The organism is Thiorhodococcus drewsii AZ1, assembly GCF_000224065.1.
Taxonomy (GTDB): domain Bacteria; phylum Pseudomonadota; class Gammaproteobacteria; order Chromatiales; family Chromatiaceae; genus Imhoffiella; species Imhoffiella drewsii.
The window spans coordinates 58,318-71,734 of the sequence record NZ_AFWT01000016.1 but is presented as its reverse complement, the minus strand read 5'-3'; the positions used below and the strand labels follow the sequence as shown (position 1 = coordinate 71,734).

The 13,417-nt window shown below is 63.2% G+C and carries 10 protein-coding genes; 9 read left to right on the top strand and 1 reads right to left on the bottom strand.

Annotated features, from left to right (window positions below; translation table 11 throughout):
• Positions 1 to 106 precede the first annotated feature (106 nt).
• From THIDRDRAFT_RS12285 to THIDRDRAFT_RS12275, 3 genes are all read left to right on the top strand, one after another.
• Complete coding sequence (locus tag THIDRDRAFT_RS12285) at positions 107 to 1,771, top strand: FMN-binding glutamate synthase family protein (RefSeq protein ID WP_007041178.1); 1,665 nt, start codon at positions 107 to 109, stop codon at positions 1,769 to 1,771.
• Positions 1,768 to 3,483 (top strand): ubiquinone-dependent pyruvate dehydrogenase, encoded by a 1,716-nt coding sequence (locus THIDRDRAFT_RS12280; protein ID WP_007041177.1) that lies wholly within the window; start codon positions 1,768 to 1,770, stop codon positions 3,481 to 3,483. Before THIDRDRAFT_RS12285 ends, THIDRDRAFT_RS12280 begins: the two co-directional genes overlap by 4 nt.
• A 357-nt stretch (positions 3,484 to 3,840) precedes the next feature.
• Entirely contained in the window at positions 3,841 to 5,298 is a 1,458-nt protein-coding gene (locus THIDRDRAFT_RS12275) for a sigma-54-dependent transcriptional regulator (RefSeq protein WP_007041176.1), read from the top strand.
• Between the two features lie 73 nt (positions 5,299 to 5,371).
• Here THIDRDRAFT_RS12275 and THIDRDRAFT_RS12270 read toward each other — a convergent pair whose 3' ends face one another.
• Complete coding sequence (locus tag THIDRDRAFT_RS12270; protein WP_007041175.1) at positions 5,372 to 5,818, bottom strand: hypothetical protein; 447 nt, start codon at positions 5,816 to 5,818, stop codon at positions 5,372 to 5,374.
• Positions 5,819 to 6,375: 557 nt separating this feature from the next.
• Between THIDRDRAFT_RS12270 and THIDRDRAFT_RS24595 the strand changes: the two genes are divergently transcribed.
• From THIDRDRAFT_RS24595 to THIDRDRAFT_RS12245, 6 genes are all read left to right on the top strand, one after another.
• Positions 6,376 to 6,513, top strand: coding sequence for a DUF3096 domain-containing protein (locus tag THIDRDRAFT_RS24595; protein ID WP_007041174.1), 138 nt, complete (start codon positions 6,376 to 6,378; stop codon positions 6,511 to 6,513).
• Positions 6,514 to 6,602: 89 nt separating this feature from the next.
• A complete protein-coding gene (locus THIDRDRAFT_RS12265) occupies positions 6,603 to 8,381 on the top strand; it encodes a c-type cytochrome (RefSeq protein ID WP_007041173.1) in 1,779 nt (592 codons plus the stop codon).
• A gap of 460 nt (positions 8,382 to 8,841) precedes the next feature.
• Positions 8,842 to 10,611 carry a BCCT family transporter gene (locus THIDRDRAFT_RS12260; protein WP_007041172.1) on the top strand — a complete coding sequence of 590 codons (1,770 nt, stop codon included), beginning with the start codon at positions 8,842 to 8,844 and terminating at the stop codon, positions 10,609 to 10,611.
• Positions 10,608 to 11,558: a glycine betaine ABC transporter substrate-binding protein gene (locus THIDRDRAFT_RS12255; RefSeq protein ID WP_007041171.1), complete on the top strand. Its 951-nt coding sequence runs from the start codon at positions 10,608 to 10,610 to the stop codon at positions 11,556 to 11,558. The genes THIDRDRAFT_RS12260 and THIDRDRAFT_RS12255 overlap by 4 nt, the downstream gene beginning before the upstream one ends.
• Before the next feature lie 29 nt (positions 11,559 to 11,587).
• The gene (locus THIDRDRAFT_RS12250; RefSeq protein WP_007041170.1) at positions 11,588 to 12,271 is read left to right on the top strand and encodes a S1 family peptidase; all 684 of its coding nucleotides are present in this window, start codon (positions 11,588 to 11,590) and stop codon (positions 12,269 to 12,271) included.
• A 280-nt stretch (positions 12,272 to 12,551) separates the two neighbouring features.
• Positions 12,552 to 13,352 carry a formate/nitrite transporter family protein gene (locus tag THIDRDRAFT_RS12245; RefSeq protein WP_245535837.1) on the top strand — a complete coding sequence of 267 codons (801 nt, stop codon included), beginning with the start codon at positions 12,552 to 12,554 and terminating at the stop codon, positions 13,350 to 13,352.
• Positions 13,353 to 13,417: the final 65 nt, after the last annotated feature.

Sequence of the window (13,417 nt, the reverse complement as noted above, 5' to 3'; positions counted from 1 at the left end):
GTATGCCCAGTTGTCGCGGCGGCCGAATACCCTTCTCCAAATCGGTTTTGATGTCGTGACGACACCTCGCTGACGAGATCTCGATTCTGGTAGATGGGCTGTTCATATGACCGAATTCCTGCACGCCTTGAAACGCGCTGTCGTTCCGTTGCTGGCCTTGCTGGCGAGCATCGTGGCGGCTTTGGTGGCGCCGGATTCCACATTCGCACTGATGGTCTATGGCCTCAGCGCATGTTTGGTGTCGTTCGGGCTCATCGACCTATTCCAGCGCGGCAATGCGGTGATCCGCAATTACCCGGTCGCCGGCCATCTGCGCTTTTTGGCCTATCGGCTGCGGCCCTTTCTGCGCCAGTACATCGTCGAAGACGACTTGGAGGGAACGCCGCTGAGCTTCGAGGCGCGCAACTTGGTCAAGGCGCGCGCCAGCGGGGAAACGGATACGCAGCCATTCGGCTCCGAGCGTGCGATGGACGCGGGCGGTTATATCTGGATATCGCACTCGATCGCACCGTCCGAGGAGTCCGACACCGATCCCCGGGTGCGCGTCGGCAACGATCAGTGCCGGCAGCCTTATGAGGCATCGGTGCTGAACATCTCGGCGATGAGCTTTGGGGCCTTGTCGGCCCGCGCGATCGAGGCCCTGAACCTCGGCGCTGCCAAAGGCGGCTTCTACCACGATACTGGCGAAGGCGGTCTCTCCGACTATCACCTCAAGCACGGCGGGGATCTGGTCTGGGAGCTCGGCTCGGGATACTTCGGCGCTCGGGATCGGCAAGGACACTTCGATCCCGAGTCGTTCCGCGACAAGGCCCAGGAGGAGGCGGTCAGGATGACCGAGATCAAGCTCTCCCAGGGCGCGAAGCCCGGACACGGCGGTCTGTTGCCGGCGGCCAAGGTCACGGCAGAGGTCGCCTCGGTCCGCCAGGTCGCGGCGCATCGCGACTGTCTGTCGCCGCGCGGTCACTCGGCCTTTTCCACCCCGATCGGGCTGCTGGAGTTCGCCGCCCGCATGCGGGAGCTTTCCGGTGGCAAGCCGGTGGGCATCAAGCTCTGCGTCGGCCAGCCGCATGAGGTGATGGCGTTGATGAAGGCGATGTTGAAGACCGGCATCCTGCTCGATTTCATCGTCGTCGACGGCGCCGAAGGCGGTACGGGTGCCGCGCCGCTGGAACTCTCGGACTGGGTCGGTATGCCGCTGAACGAGGGGCTTGCGGTGGTGCGTAATGCATTGGCGGGCAGCGGTCTGCGCCGCCACGTCCGGCTTGCGGCCAGCGGCAAGGTCTATTCCGGCATGGGCATTGCCCACAACCTCGCCATGGGAGCCGACTGGTGCAATGCGGCCCGTGCCTTCATGTTCTCGATCGGCTGTATCCAATCCAAGCGCTGCCATTTGGGAACCTGTCCGACCGGGGTCGCGACCCAGGATCGCTGGCGCCAGCACGGCCTGGTGCCGAGTGTTCAGGGGGAGCGTGCGGCCCGGTTTCATCGCAAGACGATCGAGGCACTGGTCGACATCACGGCCGCCTGTGGCCTGACGCATCCCGCCGATCTGCAACCCCACCACCTGGCGATACGGACCGGCGCTGCGGAGGCCAAGCCGTTGGATGAGCTGCAGCACTTTTTGCCGGAAGGGATTCTGCTCGAGGATCCGCAGAGCACGCAGTATGCCGAATTCTGGGAGGCGGCCGACCCAGACACCTTCGCGCCCCGGATCGATCTGACCGAGCGGCGCGTCTCCATCGACACGCGCAACACGGGGCTGTTCACATGAGCACGAGCGTATCCGAAGTCATCGTCGACACCTTGGTCCAAGCCGGCACGCGGCGTTGTTACGGCATCGTCGGCGACACCATCAATCATTTCACCGACGCGATACGCCGCTCCGAGCTGGACTGGGTGCATGTGCGTCACGAGGAGGTCGGCGGTCTGGCCGCCGGGGGCGAGGCCTACATGACAGGAGAGCTGGCCGCCTGCGCCGGCACCTGCGGTCCGGGCAGTCTGCACTTTCTGAACGGCATCTTCGAGAGCCACCGCAACGGTGCACCGGTCGTGCTGATCGCCTCGAACGTTGATCGGCACGAGGAGGGGCTGGGCTTTCCCCAGGAGGTCGATCAGAAGAGGCTCTACGAACAATGTTCGGTGTTCTGCGAGCGGATCTCCCATCCGGATCAGGCGCGCCGCATCACCGCTCAGGCGGCCCAGGCCGCGCTGGCCAGGCGGGGTGTCGCGGTGGTGATCGTCAACGGCGACATACTGCAGGAAAGCTGTGCCGACAGTCTGCGCTGGACGGTGAATCGCGCGACCCCGGTGACCATCCCGTCAACGGATGAGCTGGAGGCGATCGCCGAGGCCATCAATGGCGCCGCCCGCATCACGCTATATGTCGGTATCGGTGCGCGCGGCGCGCGCGAGCGACTGATCGCGTTCGCCGAACGGATCAAGGCCCCGATCGTCCATACGACGCGCTCGAAGGAATTCGTCGAGCCGGACAACCCGTACAACGTCGGGATGACCGGTATCCTCGGCAATCGGGCGGGCATGGAGGCGGTCGCCGATTGCGACCTGCTGCTGACGCTCGGCACCGATTTCGCCTACACGCAGTTCTATCCGGATGAGGCGCGCATCATCCAGGTCGACATCGACCCGACGCGGCTGGGACGGCGCACTCCGGTCGAGATCGGTGTGGTCGGCGATGTGGGGGCGACGCTCGACGCCCTGAGCGAGAGGGTCGCCCCGCGCGACAGCGAAAAACATCTGCAAAAGGCGCTGAATCAGTGGCGGCGGGACCAGGACGACTACCGCGCGCGCGGTGCCGAGCAGGATCCGGATCTCATCCATCCGCAGCAGTTGACCCAGGTACTGGATCGGCTGGCCGCGCAGGACGCGATCTTCACGGCCGATGGCGGATCGCCGATGGTCTGGCTGCTGCGCCATCTGAGCGCCAACGGTCACCGACGCTTTCTGACCAGTCTGTTGCACGGCACCATGGCCAACGCCTACCCGCAAGCCATCGGCATTCAGCAGGCGTACCCGGACCGGCAGGTGATCGCCTTGTGCGGCGACGGCGGCATGACCATGCTGATGGGCGACCTGCTGACCCTGGTGCAGGAGCGCCTGCCGGTGAAACTGCTGGTGTTCAACAACGGCTCGCTGGGTTTCGTCGAGATGGAGCAGCGCGTCGAGGGCCTGCTCGATGCCTACACCGAGCTGAAGAATCCGGACTTCGGCAAGGTGGCTGAGGCGTGCGGACTCTACGGTGCGCGTGTGGACCGGGCTGATCGTCTGGAGGAGGCGCTGGCGTCATGGCTGGCGCACGACGGGCCGGCCCTGCTTGATGTGGCGGTGAACCGCTTCGAGCTGGTCATGCCGCCCAAAATCGAGGTCGGTCAGGTCGCCTCGACCGCGTTGTTCGGGCTCAAGGCAGTGCTCAACGGTCGCACCGACGAGGTGGTGGACCTGCTGAAAAACAACTTCGTGAAATAGGCCGTCGCGCCGTCCGTGCGTTCTGGTGCTCGCCGCTCTTGCGGGATTCGAGTTCCGCGATGGACCGCTGCGAGCACCGAGCTTTGCCAGCACAGCGAAGAGGCTCAAGTCCAGCGACGAAGACCAGGCATCATTCCGATGCGGTTGGGGGTTATGAGCCGGCTTGTGGCTCAAATGCCCCCTTTTCGATGCGAGCATTGGTGCCTATTTGGTCCGGGCTGCCGCCTGCTGCGGCGGTGCGCAATTTGCTAGGGTGGTTCCATTCGAGACCGCTGCAGCGAAGGCCTTCGCATTTCCCTGGTGGGATTTTCGCGAGACTTGTGCGGCTTCCATCCTGCATCACTAAAAGGAGCCCAGATGGGCCAATCATTGCTGATCATCGAAGACGACGAGGCCCTCGGCCAAGAGTTGAGCCGGTACTTCACTGGCAAAAGCTGGGATTGCGAGCACGCGACGACCCTGGGCGAGGCCCGTGGGCGGCTACTCGACGAGCGGGTCGAACCGACGGTCATCCTGGCCGACATGAGTCTCCCGGACGGCAACGTGCTGGATCTGCTGGAAGAGGTGCGGCAGGCGAAGATCAGCGGCGAGTGGATTCTGCTGACCGGGTACGGAGGCGTCTCCGATTCGGTCAGAGCCTTGCGTCTGGGCGCCTACGATTTTCTGGAGAAGCCTTGTGCGCTGGCGCGATTGGAGTTGGTGGTCTCCGGGGCCCGTCGCGCGGCTTCGGCGCAGCGGCGTCTGAGCAACGAGAGCCGCGATCGCGGTCGCCGCTATGGCATCGAGTCCTATATCGGCTCCAGCGAGATCACGCGCACCACGCGCGAAATGATCGGGCGGCTCGCCGAGGTTCCATTCAGCGCCTTGGTCATTGGCGGCGAGACCGGTGTCGGCAAGGGGCTGGTCGCGCGCATTCTGCATCATGCAGGGCCCCGGGCCGACGGCCCCATGATCGAGGTCAACTGCGCCGCGCTGCCGCGCGAGCTGCTGGAGTCCGAGCTGTTCGGGCATGAGTCCGGGGCCTTCACTGGCGCCAAGGGCCGCCATCGTGGCTATCTGGAGCAGGCCCACGAGGGAACCCTGTTCCTCGACGAGATCGCTGAGATGGATCTTGACCTGCAAACCAAGCTGCTGACGGTGCTGGAAGACCGCCATGTTCGTCGGCTGGGCTCCGAGAAGGCGGTCGCCGTGGATGTGCAGGTCATCGCCGCGAGCAACCGCAATCTGGAGCAGCGCGTGCTTGACGGCGACTTCCGCAGCGATCTCTACCATCGTCTCAGCGTCTTTCGTCTCGACCTGCCACCGTTGCGTGAGCGGCTCGACGATCTGCGCCAGATCGTGCCGGTGCTGGTCGAGGAGTACAACGCGCGTTCTGGCAGTCAAGTTCGCGAGATCCCAGAGGCGGTCTACGAGCGGATGCGCGATTACAGCTGGCCCGGCAACGTGCGCGAACTGCGCAACGTCGTCGAGCGTGCCGTGCTCCTGGCCCGTGGCGAGCGGTTTCCGATCGAGTGGATGCAGCTTGGCAGCGGTCTGGCACCTCCCGAGGATACGTCAGGGCCAGGCGTGGACGGTGACCGGCTGAGCATTCCGCTGGATGGCAGCATGGCCCTCGATGAAATGGATCGCTACATCATCCGCACGGCGCTGGAGCGCAGCGGCCACAACGTCACCGCAGCTGCGCGCGCCCTGGGCACGACCCGCGAGACCCTGCGCTACCGGATCCAAAAATACGGGCTCAAGGACCAGGAGCCAAACCAAAGGCCCGCCCCTGGTCGTCAAACAGACCGCTCTGACGAGCCTAAACCGCAGTGATGTGAGCCACGCAGCGCGCGGTATCGCGGTATGGCGAGCGGTGTAGCATCCCGTCTCGAAGACGGCGCATCTGTTAGTTGTTGCCCGTCGTGGACCAGGTGTATGCCAATCGTTGATGCTGCGCGCCGACAGTGACGGTTCTGACCTTGGAGTCGCCCGCGAAGCTCGCCTGAATCTTATAGGTTCCGTCGGGGAGATCGATCAGCAGGATCGGCCCCGAGACCAGGTCCAGGACTGGAGCGCCCTGTTGGTCGGAGATCGACACCTGGACGTCTGAAACAAAGGCCCCGTCATTTCTGGCGAAGGTCATCATGAGGTCGTACTGGCTCGCGGCCGATTCCATCGCTGTGGATTCGGGCTGGCCGATACCGCCAGTGACGTAAGTGACGCCGTTTTGTGTCTGCGCCGGTGGCAAGGCGCTTAGGTCGGCGGCGATGGCCGCCGTGGTGGGCGAGAGCAATGCGGCCATGACGAGTGTGGCCGCGAACCCATATCGTTGCTTCATAAACAGGTCAGTCATCGGTGCGTCTCCCGTGCTGGTCGTGGTCTCTTCTGTGTGAGCGATCGGTGTGCGACATGAGTCGCGCGACCTCCAGAGTGGTTCACCAACATTCCTGTGTCGGTCGACGAGGGCTCTGCGGAATTCGTGCCAGATGCGTTCGCGGTCTGCGAGACGGCGTCGTGAGCGACGAATCCGCACCGCAGGTTAGCGGTACAAGCGTTTGGTTCCTGATCGCGGATCGTGTCAGTGGTTGTATAGAGCCGCTGGCGGGTCTTTTGAGCCGATGCGATGGGCCTATGGCGTCCAGCGATTCCGCTATCCGTGACGATTCCCGTCATCCGAGGGCGCGGTTTCTAAACAGGCCGCCCGGCGGACGAGGCCTCGTGGGGCGTCGTCGTAGCGTGCTCCAGTGGCGATGAGGATACCAATCGAGACGTTGGCGTTCGTGACCGGAAAACGCGTTCCCCGGAGGATCGACCCTGCGCTGGCATTCACTTTGCTCAACGCTGGTGTCAGGTTATCTCCGTCGTGCGAACACGACGTGCTATCGCAATCACATAGAGAAGGACACGCCCATGTTTCATCCCTTGCTTCAGCCGATTATTGCCTTGATCGCCGGGATCCTGATCCTGGTGCGTCCCGCGCTGCTCAGTTACATCGTTGCCGTCTATTTGATCCTTCTCGGAGTCCTAGGATTGGCGACCATGCTTTGAGGAACGGGTGCACGAAGCTCGACGCTGATCCGGCACGTCGTGCTCAGTGTCTTGCGCGCCAGCTCGCTGTCGCTGAGAAGGAGACCATCATGAACAGCACGCAGCACTCAATGCTTACACTATTGGCAATCGCGGTTGCCGTACCGGCGTCGAGTCAAGCGGCCGAATCGGCCGCCCAGCGGTTCGCGACACAGTTCCCTGGCCCTGGCCAGGTCATCGTCGCACCGCCCGGCAAGCTCGATGCGCGGGACCGGGCCTTCATCGAACAGGCCGCCGCCTATCATCGTGATCAGGTCCGAGCCGCCAAGCGCGTGTTCGCCCGCGCCGATACGCAGGCGACCCACGACTATGCCACGCGAGTGGATCACGACCAGTCCAGCGCCTACGCCAAACTGAGCGAGGTCGCGGCCATGCAGGGGATCACATTACCCGAACTGGGCCAAGCGTCGGGCGATAGTGGCGCTGGGCCGGACTCCAGCGCGACGGACAAGACGTCTCTGCTGCGAGAGACCATCGATCGTCACCGGGCCGAGCTTGCACGCTTCGAGCGGGAGCGCAAACAGAGCAAGGCGCCCAACCTCAACGCCTATATCGATGCGACGACGCCAGTCATCGAGGAGCATCTCAAGCTCGCGCGCCGGCTCCTCTCTGCGATGACCTCTGCGGACGCCGACCAAACGCAGGTCGAGCGCGGCCGGTATCTCGCGCGTGTCGGCGACTGCGAATCCTGCCACACACGCGATGGCGGCGAGCCCTATGCCGGCGGCCGTGCGATCAAGACGCCCTACGGCGGGGTGATCTACAGCGCCAACATCACACCCTCGCCCGAGGGGATCGGTGGCTTCACCGACAAGGACTTCCTGACCGCGCTGCACGAGGGGCTGTCCCCGGATGGCGAGCCCTATTATCCGGCCTTTCCCTATCCCTCCTTTACCAAGGTGAGCGACGAAGATGCGCTCGCCATCAAGGCGTATCTGGACACCGTCAAGCCATCCGGCTACGTGCCGCCGAAGCCCGATTTGCCCTGGCCGCTCGGTCTTCGCGATGTGCTGTATGCCTGGCAGGAGCTCTATTTCAAGCCTGGGCGCTTCAAGCCCGATTCCAGTAAATCGGACGCATGGAACCGAGGCGCCTATCTGGTCGAGGGGCTCGGTCACTGCGGCGCCTGCCATACGCCGCGCAATCTCGCCTCCGCAAAGATCGGAGCCGAGGCCTTGACCGGTGCGATGCGTCAGGGTTGGCATGCCCCCGACTTGAGGGGATTGGGGGAGGGAATCTCGGACTTCAGTGTCGACGATCTCGCTGAGTTCTTGCAGTCGGGTCATGCCAAGCCCGCCAAAATCGGTGCAGGACCTCAGACGGCGGCCATGGGGCCGATGGCCGAGGTGATACATGACAGTCTCTCGTATCTGAGCGACGACGATTTGCGCGCCATGGCCCTCTATCTGAAGGATCTCCCGCCGGTGCAGGAGCAACCGCCGGCCACCGCCCGGCAGCGGGCGCTGGACCCGAAGATGTATGCGCTGGGTGAGTCGCTCTATCAGGGGTGGTGCGTTGCCTGTCACCGCGACAGCGGTCAAGGTCGGCCGCCCTATGTGCCTGGATTGCGCAACAATCCGGTCGTCAAGGATGCCAAGGCGAACAATGTCGTGATGTCGCTCCTTATCGGCTCACCGGCGGATGTGACCCAGGCCTATTCGCCCTATGTGCGCATGCCCAGCTTTGCTGAGACCTTGGACGATACCGAGATCGCCGCAGTGGCTACTTATCTGCGCGCGCGCTGGGGCGGCGATTCGAGCGCGCAGGTGCCGGTCTCGCTGCCCGCGCGACTGCGCGCGCAGTTGGAGCAAGGCGAGTACCTGAAATAGCCGTCCTCGAAACAGGTGGTCCGTGGCCTCTGCCGCCGCCGCGAATCGGAGACTCGGCGGCGGCGTGCCGGACCACCCTATGCGAATGGGTCGTGGAGTGCTAGACATGCGTGTCTGACACCCTCGATTGGGACGGGCAACCGATTGTCCATCAGCGCTCATGGCAAGAGTCTGCGCGTCCTGGTCAAGCTTAATCGATGGGGTCGGCGATGCGGACATCGAGCCGCTCGAAATTCCGGTCGGGGTGCCTCGGGTCTATCCGTTCGACGCGGGTCTGAGGCCCGTGCGACACCCGTCGCTGTAAGGCTTTTGGGTGCCCGTGTTTGCTGGCGGTCCGGAGTTGTTTCGGGGCGTCGGGGTGAGAAACAGCGCTTAGCCTGTTAGTCTGTATATTAATTGCAACAGGCGACAGGCTGCCGTTAGCCGAGCTAAACCACCGATTCGAATCAGGTACGAAACCATGCACGACACCGAAACAGACACCGCCGAGGAAGGCCAAACGGGCCTGTTTAAGCTCGACGTCCACCCCTGGGTGTTCTTCAGTTCCGCAGCGATCATTGTGCTCTTTGTCGGCCTGACCATCTTTTTTGAGAGTACCGTCGACAACCTGTTCAACGTCGTGCAGGGGGCGGTGTCGACCTACGCAGGCTGGTTCTTCGTCGGCACCATGAACCTGATCCTGATCTACGTGATTTCCTTGCTGTTCGGGCGCTTCGGCGACATCCGTCTCGGCGGTGAGGGTGCCAAGCCGGAATTCTCGACGCTAGGCTGGTTCGCGATGCTCTTCAGCGCCGGCATGGGTATCGGTCTGCTGTTCTACGGTGTCGCCGAGCCGATGTTCCACTATGTCGCCTCGCCATTGGCCGAGCCGGGCACGCCTGCGGCGGCGCGTGTCGCGATGGACTTCACCTTTTTGCACTGGGGCCTGCACCCCTGGTCGATCTACGCCCTGGTCGGGCTCGCGCTCGGGTTCTTCGCCTTCAACAAGGGGCTGCCGCTGTCGATCCGCTCGGTGTTCTATCCGTTGCTCGGTGAGCGGATCTATGGGCCGATCGGCAATGTGATCGACATCATGGCCACGGTCGCGACCATGTTCGGCGTGGCGACCTCGCTGGGGCTCGGGGTGCAGCAGGTCAACGCCGGCTTGAGCCATCTGCTCGACTTCATTCCTCAGAATGCCAGCGTGCAACTGGCTCTTATCGCCGGAATCACCATGATCGCGACCTGGTCGGTGGTGCGCGGACTGGATTCCGGTATCAAGTTCTTGAGTCAGCTCAATGTCGTGGTTGCTGCGGCGCTGATGTTGTTCGTGCTCTTGCTCGGGCCGACGCTGTTCATCCTCAATGCCTTCATCGAGAACCTCGGCGTCTACGTCCAGAACTTCCCATCCCTGAGCACCTGGAACGAGACCTACAACGATACCGATTGGCAAAACGGCTGGACCGTCTTTTACTGGGGATGGTGGATCGCCTGGTCCCCGTTCGTGGGGATGTTCATCGCTCGGGTCTCTTACGGGCGCACCATCCGCGAGTTCATCAAGGGGGTGTTGCTGGTGCCGACCCTGGTGACCTTCCTGTGGGTCACCGTCTTTGGCGATACCGCGCTGCATATCGAGATGTTCGGCGACGGCGGCCTGGCCAAGGCGGTGCAGGAGAACATCCCGGTCTCGCTGTTCGTGATGCTTGAGAGCCTGCCGCTGAGCGAGATCTCATCGGTGGTCGCGATCATCGTGATCATCACCTTCTTCGTCACCTCGTCCGACTCCGGTTCGCTGGTGATCGACATCATCACCGCCGGCGGCAATACCGAGCCCCCCGTGATTCAGCGCGTGTTCTGGGCGCTCCTAGAGGGTGCCGTCGCCGCCGCGCTGCTGCTGGGCGGTGGTTTGGTCGCATTGCAGACCGCTGCGATTTCGACCGGGCTTCCGTTCGCCATCATCCTAATTGGCATGTGCTGGTCTCTCCATCTGGGTCTCGTCCACTACAAGACGGGGCAGGGCTTCGAGCTCGGCGTTCAGGGCTACGAGGGTCCCGAGTTCAAGACCCATGCGACGCGCAAAATGCCGACCTTCGGCCGGCGTCAGTTCTGGCTGACCGAGTCGCTCCAGCGTCGCACCGGGGCGGCGATGCGTCCTCGCCCCACCCCCAGTCCCGCCTTCCAGATCGAGGGGGCCAGCATTCGAAGCGAATCGAGCAAATCCACCGAGCCGCCGACGGGAGGCAAGACATGATCGTCAAAAGGATTCAAATGCTCGGCGACACCCTGAGCCGCTGGAGACGCGCCGGCCTGCTCGCGGTCCTGATGTCGGCCGCCGCCTGCGCGCCTGCTGCAGATGGACCGACACTGCGCATCGCCTATGTGGACTGGTCCTCGTCCGTGGCGAGCGCCAATGTGGTCTGTGCGGTCCTTCGCGAACGACTCGGGCATCCGTGCGAACTCATCCAAACGACCGCCGATGCCATGTGGCGGATGGTGGCCGACGGCGAGGCCGATGCGCTGCTGTCCGCCTGGTTGCCCGATACGCACGCCGATTACTACGCCAAATACGGAGATCAGCTGACGGATCTCGGTCCCAATCTCGTCGGCACGCGCACCGGGCTCGTCATCCCCGCCGTCGGCGTTGGGCGTCAGACCGGTGGTCGCGGCGAGCGCACCCAGCCGGCGCTGGACATCGACAGCATTGCGCAATTGGCCGAACACCGGCAGGCGCTCGGCGGTCGGATCGTCGGTATCGATCCAGCCGCCGGGATCATGTCCGCGACCGAGCGCGCGCTCGATGCCTACGACCTCGAAGGCTTCCGCCTGGTCAAGGGCTCGGAGGCGGCGATGACCCAGTCGCTTGCGGATGCCATCGCGCGCAATACCCCCATCGTCGTCACCGGCTGGGAGCCGCATTGGATGCTCGGACGCTGGTCGCTGAAATTCCTGGACGACCCAAAGAACGTCTATGGCGGGCGCGGGAGCATCCATACGCTGGTCCGCCCGGGCCTGGCGGTGGATGACCCTAAGGCCCAAGGCGTCTTGGATCGCTTCGCATGGGGCTCGCGGGACATGGAGCAGTTGTTGGTCTGGATTCATCAGGACGGCGGACGAGACCCTTATGCACAGGCGTTGCGGTGGACGCAGGCCAATCCTCGGCGCGTGCAAGCCTGGATTGGCACCAACGGGGCCGATTGACGTCCGAATTTGAATTCAGGAGTAACTTAATGCTGCAAGGCACAAGCCAGAAATTTCGCGGGGGCTGTCTCATGCTGGTCCGCGACACCGAGGGAGCCGTAGGCTTTCTCGGAACCGCGTTTCTCGTCCATGGAAGTGGTTACCTACTGACCGCCGCTCACCTGGTGTCCAAGCCCGAGGGGCTGCTGGTGGTTGCGACCGCGAGCGGCGACGAGTATCAGCCTATGACCTTCGATCGGGTCTCGGCTATCCCGGTCTCGGTCGTCCAGCAGGACATCGCGCACGACGTGGCGCTGCTCAAGATGGAGCAGGATATCTCGATCGGGGTTCCAGACGATTTCCTGGGCAGTGGCGCCAATGTGCGGTCCGGCGCCTCGCTGATGAGCCTCGGCTACTCCTTCGGGCACGAGCAATTGCATACGGCGCTCAGCGTCAGCAGCTTCGCGTCGGCTAAGATCCGTTCCCCGAACGACACGCAGCTCATTCTGTTCGACACCATGGTGCAGGACGGCGATACCGGAGGCCCGCTGATTCACGTCACCGACGGCCACATCGTCGGCATCGTCAGCGGCCGCTTCGAGCCCGCCGAGGTCGTTCGCGGCAGCGCGGATTGGGAGCGCCGCCCAGCCCGCGACACCAATATCTCGTACGCGGTCGATATCGACTATGGCGTTGCGCTGATGCGCGCGGAGGGGCTGTTCGAGAACGCCTAAAACCGCTCCACGTGCAGCGGGTTCGCCCGGGCTTTATCGATCCTTCCAGGGACCAGGGAGGCGGAAAGGATGTGGATTTTCGGTTGGGAAGCTGCGCGGGGCGGCTGGGTGGTCGAAAACAACCAGTGGCCTGGCGTCCTTTGCACCAAATGGATGGCGGTGGCTCGGTAGACTCGGTGCGTCTATTGCTGTGGCAGCGCAGGTTCGTTCCAGGAAAACATGGAGTGGTACCTAACTTTATCCTTGAGCGATCTTAGCCATGTCGAGAAACGAGAAAAACGTGGGTCTTACCCGCGATGAAGAGAACGAAGTCTCGGAGCGCCAGGGTCTGCGGTCGCTGCAGGTTTTCGAGGTCGTGCGGCAGGAGGGCGTGGAGGAATTGTCGCGCCCGATCCAATCCTTGTTCTGGTCCGGCATCGCTGCTGGTCTTGCACTCAGTCTTTCGATCTACTGCACGGCGTTCCTGCACCATGCCTTGGCGGAGAGTCCGCTGCGCTCGATGCTGGAGAGCTTCGGGTACAGCGTCGGTTTCGTCATCGTGATTCTGGGACGCCTTCAGCTGTTTACCGAAAACACGATTACGGTGGTGCTGCCTGTCCTGACCGACTGCAGCCGGTTCAGAATGCAACGGACCGCGCGGCTCAGGGCGATCGTCTTCGCGGCCAACATGATCGGCACGCTGATCTCCGCATTGGTCGCGACACTCGGCGCGATTCTGCCACCGGAGCAACTGGAGGCGGCGCTTGCGGTGTCGCAACACTTGCTCGAATACTCGGCGCTTCAAACCCTGCTTTACGGGATACCGGCCGGATTCATAGTGGCGTCCATCGTTTGGTTGATGCCGAGTTCCAAAGGCAGCGAATTCTGGATCATCGTCACGCTGACCTACATGATCGCGCTCGGTGGACTGACCCATGTCGTGGCAGGATCGACCGAATGGTTCCTGCTCGCGCTCGCGGGGGAGATGTCTTGGGTGCGCGCGGTTTTGGCAGGAGTCCTTCCGGCCTTGGTTGGGAACGTGATCGGAGGGACCGGGCTCTTCGCGCTGATCACCTATGCGCAGGTCAAGAATGAGATTTAAAGCTGTGTTGCGCCGACGGTGATTTGGCGGACTTTTATTTCTGTCCGCCAGGTTGGCGCGCGCTG